The organism is Neorhizobium sp. T6_25 (assembly GCF_002968555.1).
In the GTDB taxonomy this organism is placed as follows: Bacteria; Pseudomonadota; Alphaproteobacteria; order Rhizobiales; family Rhizobiaceae; genus Neorhizobium.
The window spans coordinates 1-21,857 of record NZ_PVBL01000017.1 but is presented as its reverse complement, the minus strand read 5'-3'; the positions used below and the strand labels follow the sequence as shown (position 1 = coordinate 21,857).

Sequence of the window (21,857 nt, the reverse complement as noted above, 5' to 3'; positions counted from 1 at the left end):
TTGCGCTTGCGCAAATGATTAGACGCCGCCAACCTCGCTCAGAGCCTGTGGCCCGTCACCTTGTCGAAGAGGTGGACCTGCTTCGCGTCGATCGCGATACAGACCGTGTCGCCGAACCTGACATCGATGCGCTCGCGGAAAAGGCAGGAAAGCTGCTCGCCGCCGCAATCGAGCTTTGCAAAGATTTCCGAGCCGGTGCCTTCGACGATCGCCGCGCGGCCCTGGATGCCCTGATCGCTGGCGCGGATGTGCTCCGGCCTGATGCCGTAGACGAGCGGGCGGCCACCCGCGTTGACCGGCGAGACTTCCGCCGGAAGCGGCAGGATCAGCCCCTTTTCGGCGCGGAAAACGCCTTCCTCGATCTTGCCGTCCAGAAAGTTCATGGCCGGCGATCCGATGAAACCAGCGACGAAGAGATTGGCCGGTCGGTCGTACAGTTCCAGCGGAGCGCCGACCTGCTCGATATTGCCGTCATGCAATACGACGATCTTGTCGGCCATGGTCATGGCTTCGATCTGGTCGTGCGTCACGTAGATCGTCGTCGTGCCGATGCGCTGGTGCATGGCCTTGATCTCGCTGCGCATCACAACGCGCAGTTTCGCGTCGAGGTTCGAGAGGGGCTCGTCGAAGAGAAACACCTGCGGATTGCGGACGATCGCCCGGCCCATGGCGACGCGCTGGCGCTGGCCGCCGGAAAGCTGGCGGGGGTAGCGTTGAAGCAGGTTTTCTAGGCCGAGGATCGCGGCCGCCTTCTTCACACGCTCTGCGGTATCGGCGGGGTTCGCACGCTTGAGCTTCAGCGCGAAGCCCATGTTGTCTTCCACCGTCATATGCGGATAGAGCGCGTAGTTCTGGAACACCATGGCAATGTCGCGGTCGCGGGCCGGCAGGTTGCTGACTTCGCGGGCGCCGATGCGGATCTCGCCGCCGCTGACCTCTTCGAGGCCGGCGACCATGCGCAGCAGCGTGGACTTGCCGCAGCCCGAGGGACCGACGAGAACCACGAACTCCCCGTCGGCGATATCGACGCTGAGGTCCTGGATGACGTTGACCGCGCCGAAGCGCTTCTGGATGTTGTGAAGGGTGACGGTTGCCATGAAATTCGATCCTGTTTGTGAGCCTGCTCAGCCGCCCTTGACCGCGCCGGCCGTCAGGCCTGCGACGATCTGCTTCTGGGCGAACAGGGTGAGTACCAGCACGGGGAGGGTGACGATCAGCGCGGCCGCGGCGAGCGGTCCCCAGCTGACCTGTTCGAAGGAAAGCATGTTGTAGACGGCAACGGGCAGCGTCCGCGTGGTGCGGCTTGCAAGCACGATGCCGAAGACGAAGTTGTTCCAGGAGAAGATGAGCGCCAGGATGAAGGCGACGACGATGCCGGGCTTGGCAATCGGCAAGGCCACGAGGCGGAATACCTGCCAGGGCGTCGCGCCGTCGATGCTGGCAGCCTCCTCGAGTTCCATCGGCGTCGTCTCGAAATAACCGATCATGATCCACACGACGATCGGCACGGTGACGACCAGGTGGATGATGATTTGCGGCCAGAGCGTGCCGAGCAGGTTCAGCCACTGGAACAGCAGGAAAAGCGGAATGAGGAAGGAAAGGCCGGGCGTCATGCGGGCGATCATGATGACCATCGCTGCCTTGTCCGCCTTCAACCGTGCGATGCCGTATCCCGCCGGCACGCCGATGATGAGCGCCAGCAGCGTCGCGGCCCCCGTCACCAGCACGGAATTCCAGAAATACAGGAAGAAATTGTTCTCGCGGAACACCTGCACATAATTCGACCAGGCGAAGTTTTCTGGGATGAGGATCGGTGGATAGGCACCGTTGTCGATCTCGTACTTGAGCGACAGCGAGATCATCCAGAGGAAGAACAGCACGACCGGCGACACCATGACGAGGGCCGCGAACAGGAGGCCGATGCGATCGAGCGTCTTGCGTCTGATGAGGGGGCGTTTGGTGAGAGCGTGTTCCATCAGCGCGTCTCCATGTCCGACCAGTTCGTCCGCGCGCGGACCATCATCAGCAGGAAAGAGAGCGCGACGATGATCACGAAGAAGACGACCGCCATCGCCGAGCCGTAGCCGATGTCGTAATAGGCGAAGGCGGTGTTGTAGAGGTAGATATTGATCGTCTCGGACGCCGTACCCGGTCCCCCTTGCGTCATCGCGTAGATGATGTCGAAGCTCTTGATTGCGTCGATCGAGCGGATGATGACGCCGATCATCAGGAAGGGTGCGATCATCGGGAGCGTCAGGTAACGGAATTTCTGCCAGGCGTTGGCGCCGTCGATCTCGGCGCTCTCATAGGGTTCGCGGGGAAGTGCGGCGAGGCCGCCGAGCACGATCAGCATGATCAGCGGCGTCCATTGCCAGGTCTCGACGAGGACCAGCGAAGGAATGACGCTGTAGCGGTTGTAAATCCATTCCTGCGGGCCGATGCCGACCAGCGACAGCAGATAGTTGAGGACGCCAAGCTGCGGATGGTACATCATGGTCCAGACGAGTGCGATGGCGACCGGGGTCGCCATCATCGGCATGACGAAGACGCCGCGCAGAAAGCCTCTCCCCGGAAATTGAGCATCGAAGATAAGTGCTGCGAGCGTGCCGAGAAACAGCGGTGCCACGACCGCCAGCACCGTGAAGATCAGCGTGTGCCAGAGCGATTCCCAGAAGCGGAAATCGGTCGCCAGCCGGATGTAATTGTCCAGCCCGGCGAAGGTCTGCTCCTGTCCCAGCGTCCAGCTGTTCACGCTCATCCAGAGGGTGAAAACCCACGGGAAGACGATGACCGCGCCGATGACGATGAGGGCGGGAACGACGAAAGGCCAGTAATTGGGAGCAAGCCTGCTCGGCTTGCTCCTCTTGTTACCGGTTTCCGTCCGTGCTGTTTCGATGCTCACGGAGGCCATTATCCCTCGCTCTTGGCAAGTACCGGTTCGAACTGCGCCGTTGCCGTCTTGAGCTCCGTCGCCGGGTCGGCACCGCCGATCATGTTGGTGAGACCGACGCCGTAGATGTCGCGGAATTCCGTGACCGGGATGATGACCGGCAGCGCAAGCTGCGACACCTTGCCGGAAGCAGCGACCGCATCCACCCATGCGCTCGGCATGGTGACGCCCTTGCGGACTTCCGCGTCGGCGAGGATGGATTGGCGGAAGGGAACGCCGGCACCGGCCTGCAGCAGGCGTGCGCCCATCTCCTTCGAGATGACCCACTGGCAGAACAGATAGGCGGCTTCCTTCTTCTGGCTGCCGGCGGTGACGCCGATGCCATCGCCGAAGGTGGCGGCCGCCTGCGCCTTCGGTCCCTTCGGCATGACGCCGTAGCCGACCTTGCCGACGACACGGGACTTCTGCGGGTCTTCGAGCGGCGGAGCAAATCCGACGCCATCCAGCCACATGCCGACCTTGCCCTGCAGGAAGGCAGACTGGGCTTCCGCCCAGTTGAAGCCGGAGATGCCGGCCGGGGCCGACTTGGTCATCAGGCGCTGGTAAAGCTTGGCGGCTTCGACGGCCTCGTCGGAGGTCGTGCGCAGCTTGCCGTCAGGCCCGATCGCCGTCGCGCCGTAGCCGAGCATCAGCGCCGTCCACACCGGAACGTTGGCGTTCTTCAGGCCGCGGGCGACGAAGCCGTAGGTATTGGTGGTCTTGTCGGTCAGCGCTTCCGCTGCCGCTGCCATTTCATCGAAGGTCTTGGGATAGGCGAGGCCCTTCTTCTCGAAGAGTTCCTTGTTCCAGTAGACGATCCAGTAGTCGACCGAGAAGGGCAGGGAGCGCAGCTTGCCGTCCTTGTCCTTGGCAAAGGTGAGGCCGGCTTCGGCGAAATCGCTTTCGCTCAGCGACGGGTCGGTGAGCGTCGGATCCTTCAGGAAGCCGCTGATATCGGCAAGCCAGCCGCCCTTTTCGAACTGGCGCTTCTGGACGTGGTAGCTCAGGTGGATGACGTCGAAGCTCGGCTTGCCGGACGAGAGCTCGATCGTCGCCTTCTGGCGCTGCTGCTGTTCCGGGGTCGCTTCGGCATTGACCTTGATGCCGGTCAGGGCCTCGAACTCGGCCAGGTATTTGATGATGGTGTCGCCGCGCGGGCTTTTGACGAGGTTCACTTCCAGTGTGGTGCCGGCGAAGCGCTTCCAGTCGACGGCGGCCGAGGCCGGATGCGAACCGACCAAACCGGCGGCGCCGAGCGCGGCCGAACCGGCCAGGAAACTGCGGCGGGTAGGCTTCCAGAACGAAGATGACATGCTATTTCCTCCTCCTAATGCGCCGGATACCCTTGTCTCCGGCTGCTTTTTCTAAAGTCTGATCGCGCGATCCCTCGCGTGATTGATATGGGCGACGAGTGCTGCGACCGCTTCCTCCACGGAGCGTCGCTCGATCGCTTCGAGCACTTTCAGATGCTCGTTCATGACGGGGCCGACCCGGCCGTCGATGCGGAACCGCTCCTGCCTGATCAGCCGCATCTTGATGGAATTCACCCGGTAGACGTTCGAAATGATGGTGTTGCCGAGCGCGTCGATAAAGGCGTCGTGCATGCCCCAGTCGACCGCCTGCGCATGGAGTTCCAGCTCACGGCTGTCGTTGCCGCCCTGGATCGCCTGAACGATCTCGCGATGCTCTTTCAAAAGCCTGGCGACCGCCTGGTCCGGGGCCGATTGGGTGAACAGTGCAACGGCTTCCTTTTCCAGGAACAGGCGAAGCTGGAAGGCTTCACGGATGAGGTTGAGGTCGATATGGGCGATCTGCAGGCCGCGCTGCGGTACTGTCTTGATCAGTCCCTCCGCCTCCAGCCGCGGCACGAGTTCGCGGATTGCGCCAAGCGTCAGGCCCGTCAATTCCACCAGCCGACGTTGGGAGACGAACTGGCCCGGGCGAACGTCGCGCGCCAGAAGATGGCGCGTAAAGCTCTCGTAAGCCTTCTCCCTCAGCGTCGGCTGCTCCTCGACCGGACTTTCCGTGGGGCGCGCCTGATCCATGGTCTTCAGGCCGCCTTGGAACGGAACAGGGTGTCGAAGGCCGATGACAACAGGCGCTGACCCTCGTCGGTGATCGAAAGAAGCGGCGGCCGCACCGTCAGCCACGACGGCTCGTTCGAAAGATGGGCGATCATCACCTTCACGGCCGGAATGACGGGATATTTCAGCAATTCCACAACGAGATCGACGACCCGCTGATCGTCCTCGCCATCCACGGCCATGCGCCGAACTTCGCGCGGGGCGAAGTTTGCGACGCCGGAGATCGCACCCTGTCCGCCGAGACGCACGCCCTGGGCCAGATGCCGCTCATCGCCGATCAGGATGATGAGGTCGCCATGTTCCTTGAGGAGCTTTTCGGTAAAGGCCCACTCGCCCCCGGAATCCTTTACCCCTGTGACAATGCCGGGAAATGCCTGGCGAAGCCGGCCAATCAGCGCGTGGCTGAGCGGCACCATCGTGACCGACGGGATGTGGTAGACGATGATGTCGCGGGCCTTGTCGCCCAAAAGGGCGAAGACCGTGGAGAACCAGCCGAACAGGCCTTCGTCGCTGACATTCTTGAAATAGGAGGGCGGGGCCAGAAGAATGTTGCGCGCACCCGCCGACAGGGCGTGTGCGGCCTGTTCTGCGGCGTCCCCGGCTGCGTCGACGAGAACACCCGCAACGATCTGGCGCGGCGCGATGCCGCCCGAAATCATGGCGGCGAGGACCTTGTCCCGTTCGCTATTGCCGATCGAGGCGCCTTCACCGGTCGTGCCGAAAACCGTGACGCTGTCGCAGCCGGCATCGAGGCTGCGGCGAGCTTGGGTGACCATCGCGTCGAGCACGATCTTGCCATCTTTGTCAAAAGGGGTCGCGAGTGCGACGGAGAGCCCGAAACGCATATTGGTTTATTTATCCTCCCAGTGTTGGTCCAATGCTTGCATACTGACATGTTAGAAATCAAGTGAGTAATTTGCTTGGAGTTGAAGGGTGAGCCCTGGCTACTGTTCGTTGGTGGGTTTCGAGGGACGTTCGGTCATCGCCACATCCCTCGAGGTCGCGTCAGCTCAGGCCGAGGACGAACCGCTGTCCGCCCATGTTCACTTCGATCCTGCCTGGTTCCGCGACCGGGATCAGTCCGCACAACGTGCCCGTCGTCATCACCTGTCCGGCCTTGAGCATGGAAAAGGAGGAGAGCTGTTTCTGGTTCGCCAGCACGACCATGGTCTTCAGCGGGTCGCCGTCGGAGTGCACCGCCGGCTTGTCGAAGCCGGACTGACCGTCGATGAAAACCGACAGCTGACCGATCGATGCGCCTTCGTCGAGCAGGCTCCGGTCCAGCGGCGGGCCGAGGACATACCCGACATTGCTCATCATGTCGGCGGCGGCGAGGGCCGGATCGCCCCGGGAACCGCCCTGGTAACGGCTGCGAAGAAGTTCCACGCCAATCCGCACCGAACCGATCGCGTCGACGATATCCTTGCGGGTCACTTCGCCGTCGCGGGCCACGACATCCTTGTCGAGCACGAAGGCCAGTTCCACTTCCAGCGAGATGCCCGGCTGATGGGCATGGCTGGTTTCTTCATCGACGGACAGAAGCGGTGCGCTCTGGCAGAAATCACCCTTCAGGGTCAGCTTGGCGCCCTTGAACGGCTGGCCGAGCGCGCGAAAGACGTCCGTCTGCACCGCATACGCATCCGCCAGCGGCAGCCCGAGAAAGGGCTCCGGATCAAGCACGGTCCTCGACGGGATGGCATTGCGAATGGCACTCGCGAGGCGGGCGGGGAGGGTGTCGGCAGGCATGTCCGGCATAGGTTCAGTTTCCTTGGTTTGAAGTGGAAGCCCAGGGGCATTCGCAATTAGTACCAATAGCCGAGCTTTCAAGCATCCCAATAAAATCAATGGATTTTGCACGCTTCAAAATATGCCGACGGCAGTCGCGCATCCGTTCCTCCATCGCCAATCCCAGGCGCAACATGCCGCAGCCGGCGGCTGATGTAAATATATATTTGACGACTGATACTCACACTGATTATATCAGTCCTATAACGAGGAACCTGTTCATGTCGAATGCAGCGCTGAAGGGCATTGTTGCCGCCTCCGTCACGCCGGTGACGGCCGAATTCCGTATCGATACCCTCCGGCTGAAGGCGCATATCGATCATCTCCTGGCAGATGGCTGCAGTTTCATTTCCACGTTCGGCACGACGGGCGAGGGCGCATCCTTTTCGACCGTTCAGAAGCTCGAAGCTCTCAAAACCCTGAAGGCGGGCGGGGTGGATATGGGCCGTCAGATGCCGGCGATCATGACAGCGAGTTTCGACGACGCCGTAACCTCGCTGATCGCCTATGGAGAGCTCGGCTGTCGCGCCGCGCTCGTCCTGCCGCCCTTCTATTACGGAGCGAGCGAGGACGGCATCGCGGCTTTCTTCGATACGCTGATCGAGCGGACCAGAGCGCATACGGAAATCGATCTCGTCCTCTACAATATCCCGCAGCTCAGCCGCGTCCGCTTCACGCAGCCGCTGGTCGCGGCCCTGATACGCAAGCATGGCAGGCGCATCGCCGGGATCAAGGATTCGACCGGGGATCTCGAAAACGGCCTGATGCTGGTGAAGTCCTTCCCGGGGCTTGCCGTCTTTACGGGCGACGACCGGGTTCTGCCGACGCTCGTCAAGGCTGGAGGCGCCGGCATGATCGGCGGCATGCCCAACGTCTTTGCCAATGATCTGAGGGCGCTTTACGACAGTCCCGACGATGCGGGCCTTCTGGAGAAGCAGTCGCGGCGCATCGAGGCAGTGGATGCCTACGGATCGCTCGTTGCCCTCAAGGCGGCTCTTGCCCATTATCGCAACGACGAAAGTCTGGCATATGCGGTGCCGCCTCTGGTTGCTCTCAATCAGCGCGATCGTGCTATGCTCATTGAATTGTTTGAGCGGACGGGTTATCGCGCCGCTGCTTGACCCGCCCGGTACCGCCGGCGATAGGAGACAGATGCGCGCACGTACTGCACCGCCCGGCACCGAACAGCCAGAACTCCGCTCGGTCAAGCAGATCGCCTACGAGCGGTTTCGCGAGGCGCTGTTCGATGGCCGGCTGCGGCCGGGCCAGTTCGTGTCCCAGCGGGAGCTGGTCGCTCTCCTTGGCCTGTCGATCGGCGCTCTGCGCGAGCTGCTGCCGCGTCTGCAATATGAAGGCCTGCTGGTGGTCATGCCGCAGCGGGGCATCCAGATTACCCAGATCGACCTCTCGATCATCCGCCAGGCTTTCCAGGTGCGCATGGCGCTGGAGCGCGAGGCCGTGCTGACGGCCGTCAGGCGGATGCCTGATGTTATCCTCGACGAGCAGGCCAGGCTTCACCAGTCGATCCTCGACGAGGTCCGCAATGCCCCCTCGCGGGATGTCTTCGAGCGCGGCCAGAAGGTCGACGACGGGTTTCACAACCTTCTCGTCGACTCGACCCAGAACGACCTGCTGATCCAGGCCTATGCGGTCAACGCGATCCGCATGCGGCTCATCAAGCTCGACAGGATCAGTCTTTCCGAGCAGGTCCTGCCGCCGGCCTTCGCCGATCATCTGGCAATCATCGACGCCATCAAATCCCGCGATCCGCATGCGGCAGGCGACGCCATCGACCGCCACATCATGCATGCCCGCGAGCGGGCGATCGAGCTCTGACGGGCGGCGGCCCGGTATTTGAATCCTATCGATTGTTTCCAAGGGCTCCGGCCCCCTGCCGGCGTTCTTGATGAATGACTGATCATATCAGTTGGCATAGAAGTTGTCGAACAACATGTTTACAGGTCCGGTTTTTTGTTGCATGGTGAAGCTGTCAGGTATCTGACGCTTTGGGAGAAGCAATTCAGGGGAGGACCGAGCTTTGGCGCGTCTGGAGCTATCCAACGTTTCGAAAAGCTACGGGGCGTTCGACGCCATCACGGACGTATCGCTTGCCATCGAGGACGGGGAATTCGCGGTTTTCGTCGGCCCGTCCGGTTGCGGCAAGTCCACGTTGCTGCGCCTGATCGCGGGGCTCGATCCGATCAGCGACGGCGCGATCAGAATTGGCCCGGACGACGTGACCCGCCGGCCGGCCGGCACGCGGAGTGTGGCGATGGTCTTTCAGTCCTACGCGCTCTATCCGCATATGAGCGTCTACGACAACATCGCCTTTCCGCTGCAGATGGAGCGCCGTTCGAAGGGCGACATCCGCCAGCAGGTCGAGAAGGCCGCCGGCACGGTGCAGCTTTCCACCCGGCTGAAGGACAAGCCGTCGAAGCTTTCGGGCGGCCAGCGGCAGCGCGTCGCGATCGCCCGAGCGATCGTCCGCAAGCCGAAAATCTTTCTGATGGACGAGCCGCTTTCCAATCTCGACGCCGCGTTGCGCATCGAGATGCGCACCGAACTCACCCAGCTCCATAAGGAGCTCGGTGCCACCATGGTCTACGTCACCCACGACCAGTTGGAGGCCATGACCATGGCCGACCGGATCGTGGTGCTGAACGGCGGCCGTGTCGAGCAGGTGGGCAAGCCGATGGACCTATATCACAAGCCGGTAAACCGTTTCGTCGCCGGCTTCATCGGCAGCCCGCCGATGAACATGTTGCGCAGCAGGGTGAAGGCGATCGAAAGCGAATATTATTCCTTCGAGGCTGCCGGCATCGGGACCATTGTCATCGACGGACTGGCGAAGCGCCTCAAGGTCGGCGAGGAGGTCGTCCTTGGCATTCGCCCGGAATTTCTGGCGCCGCATCCGGCCGGCAGCGAGCCGCTGGTGAAGATCGGCCTCGTGCCGCGATCGGTCGAGAGGCTGGGTGCCCAGACGATCGTTCACAGCGCTATCGAGGGGCAGAATTTCACCTGCGTGTTTGCCGGCGACCAGGCCGTCGAGCCGGGCAGGGACCTCAACGTTTATTGCGACGCGGCCAACATCCACGTCTTTGATGCCGCCGGGACCACAGTCGGCCGGAACTGAATCATCGTCGATAAATCGGGAGGAGTTTGCGATGAAGAACGATGTCATGCATGCCATGAGGCCTACACGCCGTGCATTTCTGTCAGGTGCTGCCGCCGGGCTCGCGGGCCTGCCGATCCTGATGTCGGCGTCCGGCCGCGCGCTTGCGGCGGACCAGCAACTGGTTTTCTGGTCTCAGCTCGCGGGCAGCAAGAAGGCCGCCGGTGAAGCGCTCGAAGCCGCCTTCAAGACCGCACGTCCGGAAGTCGCGCTGCAGTCCAGCCTCTATGCCGAGCCGTCGCAGCTCAATGAAAAGATGCTGACGGCGATCAACGGCAATACCGGCCCGGACCTGATCGTCCAGCATTGGGACTACAATCTCACCTATGCTTCGGGCAAGAAGCTCGTCGAACTCGGCAAGGCGCTTCCGAATGTGAAGACGGCCGATCTCGACCAGTCCCTGCTCGCCTACGGCCGTGCCGACGGCGGTCAGTATTCCATGCCGCTTTACGGCACCTCGCGCGGCCTTGGCATCAATCGCAAGCTCATCAGCGAAGCGGGCCTCAATCCGGACAAGGGCCCGCAGAACTGGGCCGAACTTCGCGAATGGGCAAAGGCCGTTACCAAGCGCCCGGGCGGCGGCATGCTGCAGGTCTCCGGCATCCAGCTTTACCAGAACGACCTCGAGGCCTTCGAACTCTTCACGCTGCTGCTGCAGGGGGCGGGCGGTTCGCTGCTGACGGCGGATCTGTCGGCGCCGGGTTTTGCCGGTCCGGAAGGCGTCAAGGCATTGACCTTCCTGCAAGACCTCGTCGTCACCGACAAGATCACCGATGCGGGCTTCGGCGTCGGCCCTGGCGGCATGGCGAACCCGTTCAACCAGCAACGCGCTGCGATGCTGGTCGCGGGCAACTACTCGACCAACAATGCGCTGAAGGCAGGCGTCGAGTTCGACGTCGTGCCTTTCCCGAAGGAGAGCGGCGGTTTCACGTCGCTTGTCGATCCCTTCTGCTTCGCCGTCCGGGCAGGCGCCCCGAACCAGGAAGCGGCGCTCAAGCTTGTCGAGTTTGCGATGTCGCCGGAACAGCAGGTCGCCTTTGCGGTCGCCAGCAAGAACGTGCCGGCCCTGAAGTCCGCCCAGCAGAACAAGGACGTGCAGGCCGACCCCTATCTTTCCAAGTTCATCAAGACCGCGAGCTACGCCCCGCCGACCGCGCCGGCGACGCCCGTATTCTCGCGCATGATGTCACTCGTCGCGCGCGGCGTTCAGGAAGTCATCTTCCAGAAGAACACGCCCGACAAGGCGCTGAAGACTGCCGCCGACGAAGTGCAGACATTGCTCAAAAAAAGCTGAGGAGCAGGTGATGGCGCTTCAGAACTCGACATCCAGGCCGATCAAAACGGTCAGTTTTCATCAGAACTGGAGCGCCTACGCATTCCTCGCACCGGCGCTCGTCATCCTGTTCCTGTCGCTGCTGCTGCCGGCGGTGGCGACGCTGTTGATGAGCTTCACGGACGTCTCGTTCCTGAAGCCGACGAATTTCGTGGGCTTCGACAATTACATCAAGCTTTTCAACGATACGCGCTTCCAGCAAGCGGTCGGCAACACGATCCATTATACGATCGGCGTGACCTTTCCGACCATGGTGCTCGGCCTGCTGGCCGCGGTCGCGCTCAATCAGAACGTGCCGGGGCGCATCGCCTTCCGGACGATCTTCTACCTGCCCGTCCTCACCTCGCTGATCGCGGCCGCCGTCGTCTGGGCCTATGTCTACGAGCCCTATGCCGGGCCGCTGAACGGTGTCCTGACCCGGGTCGGCCTGCCGCCGCAGCCTTGGCTTCAGAACCCCAGCCTTGCAATGAATTCGCTGATCATCATGGCGATCTGGCGCGATTTCGGCACCGCGATGATCATCTATCTGGCGGGGCTCCAGGATATTCCGAACGACCTCTACGAAGCAGCGCGCCTCGATGGGGCGAAGGGCAAGGATATCTTCCTGCGCATCACCGTGCCGATGCTGAGTTCCGTCACCTTCTACCTGCTGATCATCCTGATCGTGCAGACCTTCCAGGTGTTCGGCGCGATCTACGTGATGACGCAGGGCGGGCCGCTCGGCTCCACGGAAACCGTCGTCTACCAGATGTATCAGACGGCCTTCGGCTATACCGAGTTCGGTTATAGCGCAGCCATGTCGACGATACTCTTCCTGACCATCCTGGTGTTCTCGATCATCGGGACCCGGATCATGCGGAGGAAAGACGCATGACCGACCTTGCGCAGCCTGCCGCGATGGAACGACAGATCACGGCCCGCCGCCGCGGCCGGGAGTTCCCGCGCTTCGACGTGATGAATGTCATCGGGTACCTGCTGCTGCTGTTTGCAGCGCTCGCCACCGTGATGCCTTTCCTCTGGATGGTCTCGACCTCGTTCAAGGGCGACCAGGAAATCTTCCGGTTTCCGCCGAGTTTCGTTCCGGACGGCCTGCGATGGCAGAACTATCTTGACGCCATGGCGTCGCCGGATGTCGGCCGGCAGCTGGTGAACAGCCTGATCTACGCGCTGGGCTCGACCGTTTCGAACCTCGTCTTCTGCTCGCTGGCCGGTTACGCGCTTGCCCGCATGCAGTTTTCCGGCCGCAACCTGATCTTCGCGCTGGTCGTCGGCCTGCTGATGGTGCCGGCGCAGAGCCAGATCGTTCCCGTCTTCCTGATCGTCCAGAAGATCCCCTTCGCCGGCGGCAACGACTGGCTCGGCAATGGCGGCACCGGCCTTCTCAACACCTATTGGGGCATGATCCTGCCGACTGCGGCGACACCTTTCGGCATCTTCATGATGCGGCAGTTCTTCACCCGCATCCCGATGGAATACGAGGAGTCTGCCAAGCTCGACGGTGCGTCGCCGTTCACGATCTTCCGGCGCATCCTGCTGCCGCTGGCCCGGCCGTCGCTCGCTGTGCTCGGCGTCTTGAGCTTTCAGAGTGCCTGGAACGACTTCGTCTGGCCGCTCATTCTCAATTCGCACCGGGAGATGGCGACCCTGCAGATCGGCCTGCAACTGCTGCAGAGCGGGCCGGATGCGCGCTGGAACGTCGTCATGGCGATGGCGACACTCATCACCCTGCCGGTCATCATCGTCTACCTTCTGGCGCAGCGGCATGTGATCGACGGCGCGGTGACCAGCGGCGTCAAGGGCTGACCGATCAATCAAGAGATGAATGAGCCGCCTTGGCGGCAAGGAGGATGCCTGTGGTCAAGTCAGATGCGATCAAGAATGTGGAAGTCTACCGCAAACCGGGCGAGTTTGCCGCATGGCCTGCCAATTACGGCCTGTGGCTCTGGGGTGACGAGGCTGTGACGATTTTCGTCCAGGGTTTCCGTGGCGAGGCCGAGAACCTGCATGCGCGCGACAAGACCCGGCCGTTCATTCCGGTGCAGGCCCGCAGCCTCGACGGTGGCGAGACCTGGACGATCGAGCGGTTCAACGCCTTCGTGCCCGGCAGCCAGACGCTTTCCGGCGACGAGCATGTCCTGCCCGAACTCGAAGCGCAGCCCAGGATCGACATCGACCGGGACCTTCGCCAGCTCGACCAGCCGATCGATTTCACCGATCCGGAAACGATCGTCATGTGCGCCCGCACCGGCCTGCTGGGGGGTGCTATCAGCTGGTTCTATGTCAGCAACGACCGGGCGAGGACCTGGCGTGGTCCCTACCGGCTCGGCGATTTCGGCCTGCCGGGCATTTCGGCGCGCACCGACATCGTGCCGCTCGGCAAGCATGACGCGCTCTTCCTGTTGAGCGCCGCCAAGCCGAACGGCAAGGAAGGTCAGGTCTTCTGCGTCCGCACCCGCGACGGCGGCAAGAGTTTCAGCTTCGAAAGCTTCGTCGGAGAGGAACCGGAGGGTTTTGCGATCATGCCGGCGTCGATCCGGCTGAAGGATGGCAAGGTGCTGACGCTGGTGCGCTGCTCGACGGCAAGCCGCGGCCCGGACCGCAAGGCCTGGATCGAGGCCTATACCTCCGGCGACGAGGGCAGGACCTGGGAATTGATCGGCCGGCCGGTGCCGAATACAGGTTACGCCGGCAACCCGCCGACCCTCAACCGGTTGAAGGATGATCGGTTGGTGCTTGTGTTCGGTTATCGCGACGCGCCCTACGGCCTGCGCGCCCGGGTCAGTTCGGACGAGGGCAAGACCTGGAGCGACGACATCGTCATCCGTGACGACGGCGGCATGTCCGATCTCGGTTATCCGCGTACGGTCGTGAGGCCGGACGGGAAGCTGCTGAGCGTCTATTATTACAACTACGGCAGCGATCAGGAGCGCTTCATCGGCGCATCGATCTTCGACGTAGCCGGCTGATCAACAGCGCGGATCAGCCCGGCGACCGGCAGGCGATCGCATATGGAACGTGCGGCGGCGCGAGGAGCCCCTCCCCCTTGGGGGCAGGGGTTGTGGAGGGGCCTTCGCCCCCGCAAAAACCCCTCCTGCCTGCCGGCCACCCTCCCCACAAGGGGGAGGGTTACGAATGCCGCGCCGCCATACATCCTCTGCGATTGTCTCCTCTGCTTCAGAAAGCAGATTCGGAAACATGTCTGGTGCCTGCCCCCAGCCACTTCGTAGCGAGTGGGGAAGGCGGCATTTCGGATTGACAGGTGTCGTAAGACATCATATCTCTTGGATTGCGATTATCTATCTGCCGGGAGGAGACCGGCAATCCAAGGGAGGACGGCCATGACGCCGCTATCGAGAATAATGGGACCGGTATTGCTCGGTTCCGCTCTGTTTTTCCAGCCTGCTTATGCCGAAACCCCACCCAATATGCTGGTCGTCGGCTTCTCGATGACCAATATCCTGACGCTCGATCCCGCTGCCATCACCGGCAAGGAGACCGTACAGGTTCTCACAAACATATATGACAACCTTGTGGCGCTCGATGCCGTCAATCGCGCCCAGGTCAATCCGCAGCTGGCGGAAAGCTGGACGATCGCCGACGACAACGGCTCGATCACCTTCAAGCTGCGCAAGGGGGCGACCTTCGCCTCCGGAAACCCGGTCACTTCGGCGGATGTGGTCTGGTCCTTCAAGCGGTTGATGAAGCTCAACCTGGCGCAGGCATCATTCCTGAAGACCCACGGCTTCTCTGCCGCCAATGCCGATGCAAGCTTCACCGCTCCGGACGACGGCACGGTCGTCATCAAGCTGCCGAAGAAGGTCGATCCGCAGGTCATCGTGCAGACGCTCGGCATCGTCGGGCCGGGCTCCATCCTCGACATGAAGGCGGTCGTGGAGCACGACAAGAACGGCGACATGGGCGCCGCCTGGCTCACCAACAACTCTGCCGGCTCCGGTCCGTTCACGCTCGGCCAGTGGCAGTCGAACGAGCGCGTCACGCTCGAGCAGAACCCGAAATACTGGGGCGAGAAGCCGGCCATGCGCCGGATCATGATGCGTCATCTGGCTGAATCGCAGAGCCAGCGGCTGATGCTCGAAAAGGGCGATATCGACATCGCCTTTTCCATGTCGGCGGCTGACCTGAAGGCGCTCGAGAGCAGCAAGGACGTCAAGATCCAGACGAATGGCGGCAGCGGCTTCTATTATCTGGCCGTCTCTATGAAGGACGAGAAGTTCCAGAAGCCGAAGGTTCGCGAGGCGCTGCGTTATCTTATCGACTACCAGGGCCTGAACGACAGCGTGCTGCCCTATTTCGGCAAGCTGCGCGATCGTCCGGTTCCGGCGGGCATTTTCGGCGCCCTGCCGAATGCGGGCTACAAGCTCGATGTCGCAAAGGCCAAGGCGCTTCTTGCCGAGGCCGGTTATCCGAACGGCTTCCCGACCACGCTGCGCGCCATTTCCGACGTGCCGTTCATGAGCCTTGCGACGGCCATCCAGGCGACGCTGGCGCAGGCCGGCATCAAGGCCGAGATCGTCACCGGCTCCGGCGACCAGATCTACGGCGCGATGCGCGAACGCAAGTATGAGCTTCTCGTCGGCCGCGGCGGTGGCGGCCAGTTGCCGCATCCGGACTCGAACTTCCGCGCCATCGTCTACAATCCCAACAATGCGGATGAGGCGAAGCTGACGAATTTCCAGGGCTGGCGCACGTCCTTCTATGATGAGAAGATCAATAAGATGATCGATGATGCTCTCGTCGAAGGCAACAAGGACAAGCAGACCAAGCAGTATCAGGAGATCCAGACCTATTACGCGGATATGGTGCCGGCGATACAGCCCTTCTCGGAAGTGGTCGACAGCGTCGGCTTCCGGGCCGACATCAAGGGTCTCGAACTGAACCCGTCCTGGTCGACCCAGCTTCGCACCGTCAAGAAAGAACGATAATCGTCGGCTGCCGCGGCGTAGGCCTCCTGGTCTTGCAGCGCCGCGGCATCCGGTACGGTTCTGAGGAAGTCCCATGAACAACGAGCGTCTCACCGCTTTCACGCGGCAGGCCGGCACCATATTGGCAACCCTTCTCGGGTTGCTGATCCTGACCTTCTGCATCGGACGGCTGATGCCCGTCGATCCGGTCCGCGCCATTGTCGGCGAAGAGGCCGACCAGGCCACCTACGACACGGTTGCGGAACGGATCGGCGCCAACCTTCCTCTCTACCAGCAATTCTTTCGGTATATGAGCGACCTGGCTCACGGCGATTTCGGGACGTCGATCCGGACAGGGCAGCCGGTCATCAACGACATCCTGCATGTCATGCCGGCGACGATCGAGCTTGCGACCTTCGCGATCATCGTCGGGGCGGGCCTGGGCATTCCGCTCGGCATTCTGGCAGCCGTGCGCCGCAACCGGCCGGTCGACCACATCATCCGGTTCCTCACCCTGATCGGCCATTCCATGCCGATCTTCTGGACCGGCATGATCGGCCTGATCATCTTTTATGCGGCGCTGGATCTGGTCGGCGGCGGCGGCCGCCTGTCGGATTATTACATCGGCCTCGTGCCGGAAACGACGGGCTTCCTGCTGATCGACGCGATCATCGCCGGCGACTGGGAGGTCTTGCGGGATGCGGTCAACCATCTGCTGCTGCCGGCGAGCATCCTCGGCTATTCGTCGATGGCCTATATCACCCGCATGACCCGCAGTTTCATGCTGGACCAGCTGAACCAGGAATACGTGACCACGGCGCGGGTGAAGGGGCTGTCGAAGGGCCGCACCATCTGGCACCACGCGTTCGCGAATATCCGGGTGCAGCTGGTGACGATCGTGGCGCTCGCTTACGGCAGCCTGCTGGAAGGAGCGGTCCTCATCGAAACCGTGTTTTCCTGGCCGGGCTTCGGCCAATACATCACCAACAACATGCTGATCGGCGACATGAACGCGGTGATGACCTGCGTGCTGCTGGTCGGTATCATCTTCATTGCGCTCAACCTGCTTTCCGACGCGCTTTACAAGATCTTCGATCCGAGGACGCGGTGACATGGCAGCTCAATCTCTCGACATGCAGGACGTGGCCATGAACGGTACTCGCTCAAACCCAAATTCGGCCTTCCGCCGGCTGCTCGCCGTCATCCGCGAGCTTCTCGGCAACCCGTCTTCGGGCTTCGGCCTCGTCGTCATCACCATCCTGGTCCTGACGGCGATCGTCGCGCCGCTGATTGCGCCCTATGACCCGAATGTTATCGATCTCGGCAACACGCTGAAGCCGCCGAGCGCAGAGCACTGGTTCGGGACCGACGAGCTCGGCCGCGACATCATGAGCCGCATCATCTACGGAACGCGCATCAGCCTGACGATCATCACCATCGTGTCGGTCATCGTCGGCCCGATCGGGCTGCTGGTCGGCACGACGGCCGGTTATTTCGGCGGCTGGTACGACACGATCATGATGCGGATCACCGATATCTTCCTGTCCTTCCCGAGCCTCATCCTGTCGCTCGCCTTCGTGGCGGCCCTCGGTGCCGGCCTCGAAAATGCGATCATCGCCATCGGGCTGACCACCTGGCCGCCGATCGCCCGCCTCGCCCGCGCCGAAACGCTGACCTTCCGCGGCGCCGATTATATCTCGGCCTCGCGCATGCAGGGCGCGTCATCACTGCGTATCATCATCAAGTCGATCATGCCGATGTGCCTGCCTTCTGTTCTGGTGCGCATCACGCTTTCGATGGCGACCGTCATCCTGACGGCGGCCGGCCTCGGCTTCCTCGGCCTCGGCGCCCAGCCGCCGCTGCCCGAATGGGGGGCGATGATCGCCACCGGCCGGCGCTACATGCTGGACAGCTGGTGGCTGGTCGCCTTCCCGGGCGGCGCCATCCTGCTTGTCAGCCTTGCCTTCAACCTTCTCGGCGACGGCCTGCGCGACGCGCTGGATCCGAAACAGCGTTAGGATTTTCCCCATGGATAACAGCCAGGCACTCCTGAAGGTCGAAAATCTCCGCGTCAGCTATCGCAGCGGCAAGACCTACAACACCGTCGTCAAGGGCGTCTCCTTCGATCTCGGCCGCGAGCGGCTCGGCATCGTCGGCGAATCCGGCTCCGGCAAGTCGACCATCGGCCGCGCGCTGCTGAAGTTGCTGCCGACCGCGAAGATCGAGGCCGACCGCATGGATTTCAGCGGTACCGACCTCATCTCCGCCAGCGAAAAGCAGATGCTGACGATCCGCGGCCGACGCATTTCGATGATCCTCCAGGATCCGAAATTCTCGCTCAACCCGGTGCACCGCGTCGGCGATCAGATCGCCGAGGCCTACCGCGTCCACAGCAGGGCATCGGCCCAGGCGGCGAAGCAGAAGACGCTGGAAATGCTGGAAGCGGTGAAGATCCGCGATCCGGAACGGGTGTTCGGCCTTTATCCGCATGAAGTCTCGGGCGGCATGGGCCAGCGCATCATGATCGCCATGATGCTGATCCCCGAGCCGCAGATCATCATCGCCGACGAGCCGACCTCCGCGCTCGACGTCACGGTACGCATGCAGGTCCTCAACATCCTGAACGAGCTGGTGACCAACAAGGGCATCGGCCTCATCATGATCAGTCACGACCTCAACCTGGTGCGCAATTTCTGCGACCGGGTTATGGTCATGCGCCATGGCGAGGTCGTCGAGGAACGGGCGGCCCGGGACATGCGCAACTGCACGCATCCCTATACCCAAGGATTGCTTGCCGCACAGCCGCATATCGGCGGCAGCCGAAAGCCGCTTCCGGTCCTGAACCGCCAAACCATCTCCCCAGAGACCAAAGAGGTGCGCGCATGACCGCCATCGACGTCCGCAATCTCTCGATCGATCTCGGCTATGGTCTCGCAAAGAAGCGAATTCTCGGCGACGTCTGCTTTTCGGTCGAAGCTGGCGAATCCTTCGGGCTTGTCGGCGAGTCCGGTTCCGGCAAATCGACCATCCTGCGCTGCATCGCCCGTCTTCTGAATGTCTGGGAAGGCGATATCCAGCTCGAGGGGCGGTCGGTCAACGACATGCCCTTCGTCGAATATTGCCGCACGGTCCAGATGGTGTTCCAGGATCCCTACGGTTCGCTCCATCCGCGCCAGTCGATCCGCACCGCGCTTCAGGAGCCGCTCCGCATCCATCGCATGGACCGCCAGGTCGAACGCATGGAGCGGGCCCTGATCGATGTCGGCCTCGATCCGGCCTTCCTGTCGCGTTTTCCGCACGAGCTTTCCGGCGGCCAGCGCCAGCGCGTGGCGATCGCGCGCGCGCTCATTCTCGAACCGCGCATCCTGCTCCTCGACGAGCCGACCTCGGCGCTCGATGTCTCGGTGCAGGCGGAAGTGCTCAATCTGCTCGCCGATCTGCGTGCAAAACGCAACTTGACCTATCTCTTCGTTTCCCATGATCTTGCGGTGATCGATCATATGTGCGAGCGGCTGGCGGTAATGCAGCATGGTCGCGTGGTCGAGGTGATGAGCCGAGACGTGCTGGCGACAGGTCAGGCCAAGGATCCCTATGCCCGGGAACTGATCCAGGCGAGCCTCGAATACGACCAAGCTGTCTGAGTTTCACATCCGAGACGCCATGGAGTGCCCGATGACAGCCGAAGCCCCATCCGCTACCTGGCGCCGCAGGGAGACCCTGAGTTCGCAGGTCGTGCGCACGATCGCCGAGCGTATCAAGCTTGGGGACTATCCGCGCGGGTCGAAGCTTCCGACCGAAAAGGCGCTGATCGACGAACTGGGCGTCAGCCGGACGGTCGTCCGGGAGGCGATCGCCAATCTTCGGGCAAGCGGCCTCGTCTCGATCCATCACGGTATCGGCGTCTTCGTTCGCCAGGACGCGGGTGTGACGCCTTTCCGTCTTGGCGACGAAAACCTGATGCTGGTCGAAAACCTGGTGAAGGGGCTCGAACTGCGCATCGGCATCGAATCGGAAGCGGCAGCACTTGCCTCCGACCGGCGGACCCAGGCGGATATCCAGGCCATGACCGCGGCCTGCAAGGCGATGGATGCTGCCGTCCGCCGTGCAAGCCGGGATACGCAAGCGGATTTCGATTTTCACCGCGCCGTTGCCACCGCCAGCCATAACGAGCATTTTTTCCGTATCTTCAACTATCTCGGCGAGACCCTGATGCCCCGCATGCGGCTTTCGACCCATGCGGTCGATGACGCGAGCCTCTCCGTGCATCTCGCGCGCGTCAACGAAGAACATCGTGCCATCCTCAAGGCAATCGAAGCCCGTGACGTGGAAGGCGCGCGCGGGGCGATGCGCAAGCACCTGGGCGACAGCCGCGACCGGATGCTCGAACGGCTGCGGCAGGAGAAATGATCGACAGCGAGAACATGTCCAGCCTCGCAGCGAGGCTGCGCGACAACCTCTCGTTCGACTGGCATTTCCGGCCGGCGGCGGAAGGCTTTTCCGACTGGAAGGACCGCACACGGACCAAGATGCGGCAGGCACTCGGCGTCGGGCGGATCGGGCCCGCAAGCGCGTCCGTCGTCACGGAGTGGGCTGAAGACGGATGCAGGGCCCAAGAGCTCGAACTTGGCTTTTCGAACGGCGAAACGACGAGAGCATATCTCCTTCGCCCGGATACAAATGGTGTTACGCCTGCCGTGCTGCTCCTGCACGACCACGGCTCGTTCTTCTCGATCGGCAAGGAGAAGATGATCCGCCGCTCCGGCGAGGTTTCCGAGGTCGCAGCGGACACGGATCGATGGGCGGCGAAACTTTATGGCGGCCGGCATGTCGGCAACGAACTCGCCCGGCGCGGTTACACCGTGCTCTGCGCCGACGCGCTCGGCTGGGGCAGCCGGAAAGGCAACGGTTACGAAGCGCAGCAGGCGCTGGCCGCCAATCTCATGCAGTTCGGGGTTTCCTACGCCTCCGTCATCCTGCTCGAAGACCTCGAAGCCATGGCATGGCTTCACGCGCTGCCCGGCGTCGATGGAAGCCGTGTGGCGAGCTTCGGCTATTCGATGGGCGGCTCGCGCGCCTGGCAGGCGGCCGCACTTTCGGACGATGCCAGCGCCTGCGTCGCCGGCGGCTGGATGGGGACGCTGCAAGGCCTCATGCAGCCGGGCAACAACCAGCTTCGCGGCCAGTCGGCCTTTTCCATGCTGCATCCGCCGATTGCGGGGAAGATCGATTATCCGCATTTTGCAGGCCTCGCCGCGCCGAAACCCGCGCTGATCTTCAGCGGCGCCGAAGACCGGCATTTTCCGGTGCCTGCCGCCTTGGCGGCGCAGGAGCAACTTCATGCGATCTGGGCGGCCGCCGATGCGGAGCGCTGCCTCGAAACGAGGCTTTGGCCCGGTGCTGCTCATGCATTTCCGGTTGACCAGCAGGACCATGCGATGGACTGGCTCGATCGGGTGATGTGAGGTGGGTTGGAAGGCAGGTCCTTCGCGAAAAGCGGGGTTGGATCTGGCCGAGCCTGCGGTGAGGCGCCCCCTCTGTCCTGCCGGACATCTCCCCCCCCAAGGGGGATCACCGATGGGATGCGAGGCGGTGCGGCATTCTTAACCCTCCCCCTTGTGGGGAGGGTTAAGAA

Annotated in this window: 21 protein-coding genes; 14 read left to right on the top strand and 7 right to left on the bottom strand. The window is 62.5% G+C overall.

Features of this window, described 5'->3' with window-relative positions:
- Positions 1–38: 38 nt before the first annotated feature.
- The 7 genes from C5L10_RS21155 to C5L10_RS21125 form a co-directional block, all read right to left on the bottom strand.
- The gene (locus C5L10_RS21155; protein WP_105431255.1) at positions 39–1,097 is read right to left on the bottom strand and encodes an ABC transporter ATP-binding protein; all 1,059 of its coding nucleotides are present in this window, start codon (positions 1,095–1,097) and stop codon (positions 39–41) included.
- A gap of 27 nt (positions 1,098–1,124) precedes the next feature.
- Positions 1,125–1,946, bottom strand: coding sequence for a carbohydrate ABC transporter permease (locus C5L10_RS21150; protein WP_046634738.1), 822 nt, complete (start codon positions 1,944–1,946; stop codon positions 1,125–1,127).
- A 29-nt stretch (positions 1,947–1,975) separates the two neighbouring features.
- Complete coding sequence (locus C5L10_RS21145; protein ID WP_105422838.1) at positions 1,976–2,911, bottom strand: carbohydrate ABC transporter permease; 936 nt, start codon at positions 2,909–2,911, stop codon at positions 1,976–1,978.
- Complete coding sequence (locus C5L10_RS21140) at positions 2,911–4,242, bottom strand: ABC transporter substrate-binding protein (protein ID WP_105431254.1); 1,332 nt, start codon at positions 4,240–4,242, stop codon at positions 2,911–2,913. The genes C5L10_RS21145 and C5L10_RS21140 overlap by 1 nt, the downstream gene beginning before the upstream one ends.
- Before the next feature lie 51 nt (positions 4,243–4,293).
- Positions 4,294–4,974 (bottom strand): GntR family transcriptional regulator, encoded by a 681-nt coding sequence (locus C5L10_RS21135; protein WP_105431253.1) that lies wholly within the window; start codon positions 4,972–4,974, stop codon positions 4,294–4,296.
- A 5-nt stretch (positions 4,975–4,979) separates the two neighbouring features.
- Positions 4,980–5,858: a dihydrodipicolinate synthase family protein gene (locus C5L10_RS21130; RefSeq protein WP_105431252.1), complete on the bottom strand. Its 879-nt coding sequence runs from the start codon at positions 5,856–5,858 to the stop codon at positions 4,980–4,982.
- A 160-nt stretch (positions 5,859–6,018) separates the two neighbouring features.
- Positions 6,019–6,768, bottom strand: a complete 750-nt coding sequence (locus C5L10_RS21125) for a hypothetical protein (protein WP_105431251.1) — start codon at positions 6,766–6,768, stop codon at positions 6,019–6,021.
- A 251-nt stretch (positions 6,769–7,019) separates the two neighbouring features.
- Here C5L10_RS21125 and C5L10_RS21120 point away from each other — a divergent pair, with 251 nt between their 5' ends.
- The 14 genes from C5L10_RS21120 to C5L10_RS21055 all read left to right on the top strand — a co-directional run bounded on the left by C5L10_RS21120 (position 7,020) and on the right by C5L10_RS21055 (position 21,687).
- Entirely contained in the window at positions 7,020–7,919 is a 900-nt protein-coding gene (locus C5L10_RS21120; RefSeq protein ID WP_172717094.1) for a dihydrodipicolinate synthase family protein, read from the top strand.
- A 31-nt stretch (positions 7,920–7,950) separates the two neighbouring features.
- Positions 7,951–8,634 (top strand): GntR family transcriptional regulator, encoded by a 684-nt coding sequence (locus C5L10_RS21115; protein ID WP_105431249.1) that lies wholly within the window; start codon positions 7,951–7,953, stop codon positions 8,632–8,634.
- A 202-nt stretch (positions 8,635–8,836) separates the two neighbouring features.
- A complete protein-coding gene (locus C5L10_RS21110; protein WP_105431248.1) occupies positions 8,837–9,931 on the top strand; it encodes an ABC transporter ATP-binding protein in 1,095 nt (364 codons plus the stop codon).
- 31 nt (positions 9,932–9,962) lie between these two features.
- Positions 9,963–11,264 (top strand): extracellular solute-binding protein, encoded by a 1,302-nt coding sequence (locus C5L10_RS21105; protein ID WP_172717093.1) that lies wholly within the window; start codon positions 9,963–9,965, stop codon positions 11,262–11,264.
- Positions 11,265–11,274: 10 nt separating this feature from the next.
- Positions 11,275–12,177 (top strand): carbohydrate ABC transporter permease, encoded by a 903-nt coding sequence (locus C5L10_RS21100; RefSeq protein ID WP_105431247.1) that lies wholly within the window; start codon positions 11,275–11,277, stop codon positions 12,175–12,177.
- Positions 12,174–13,106, top strand: a complete 933-nt coding sequence (locus C5L10_RS21095) for a carbohydrate ABC transporter permease (protein ID WP_105431246.1) — start codon at positions 12,174–12,176, stop codon at positions 13,104–13,106. The genes C5L10_RS21100 and C5L10_RS21095 overlap by 4 nt, the downstream gene beginning before the upstream one ends.
- Before the next feature lie 44 nt (positions 13,107–13,150).
- Positions 13,151–14,269 carry a sialidase family protein gene (locus C5L10_RS21090; RefSeq protein WP_172717092.1) on the top strand — a complete coding sequence of 373 codons (1,119 nt, stop codon included), beginning with the start codon at positions 13,151–13,153 and terminating at the stop codon, positions 14,267–14,269.
- A gap of 372 nt (positions 14,270–14,641) precedes the next feature.
- The gene (locus C5L10_RS21085; protein ID WP_172717091.1) at positions 14,642–16,246 is read left to right on the top strand and encodes an ABC transporter substrate-binding protein; all 1,605 of its coding nucleotides are present in this window, start codon (positions 14,642–14,644) and stop codon (positions 16,244–16,246) included.
- A gap of 73 nt (positions 16,247–16,319) precedes the next feature.
- Positions 16,320–17,336, top strand: coding sequence for an ABC transporter permease (locus C5L10_RS21080; RefSeq protein ID WP_105431243.1), 1,017 nt, complete (start codon positions 16,320–16,322; stop codon positions 17,334–17,336).
- Positions 17,337–17,358: 22 nt separating this feature from the next.
- The gene (locus C5L10_RS21075) at positions 17,359–18,243 is read left to right on the top strand and encodes an ABC transporter permease (RefSeq protein WP_371411964.1); all 885 of its coding nucleotides are present in this window, start codon (positions 17,359–17,361) and stop codon (positions 18,241–18,243) included.
- 10 nt (positions 18,244–18,253) lie between these two features.
- Positions 18,254–19,111, top strand: a complete 858-nt coding sequence (locus C5L10_RS21070; RefSeq protein WP_105423697.1) for an ABC transporter ATP-binding protein — start codon at positions 18,254–18,256, stop codon at positions 19,109–19,111.
- Positions 19,108–19,866 (top strand): ABC transporter ATP-binding protein, encoded by a 759-nt coding sequence (locus C5L10_RS21065; RefSeq protein WP_046666297.1) that lies wholly within the window; start codon positions 19,108–19,110, stop codon positions 19,864–19,866. The genes C5L10_RS21070 and C5L10_RS21065 overlap by 4 nt, the downstream gene beginning before the upstream one ends.
- 31 nt (positions 19,867–19,897) lie before the next feature.
- A complete protein-coding gene (locus C5L10_RS21060; RefSeq protein WP_105431242.1) occupies positions 19,898–20,632 on the top strand; it encodes a FadR/GntR family transcriptional regulator in 735 nt (244 codons plus the stop codon).
- The gene (locus tag C5L10_RS21055) at positions 20,629–21,687 is read left to right on the top strand and encodes a dienelactone hydrolase family protein (RefSeq protein WP_105431241.1); all 1,059 of its coding nucleotides are present in this window, start codon (positions 20,629–20,631) and stop codon (positions 21,685–21,687) included. The genes C5L10_RS21060 and C5L10_RS21055 overlap by 4 nt, the downstream gene beginning before the upstream one ends.
- Positions 21,688–21,857: the final 170 nt, after the last annotated feature.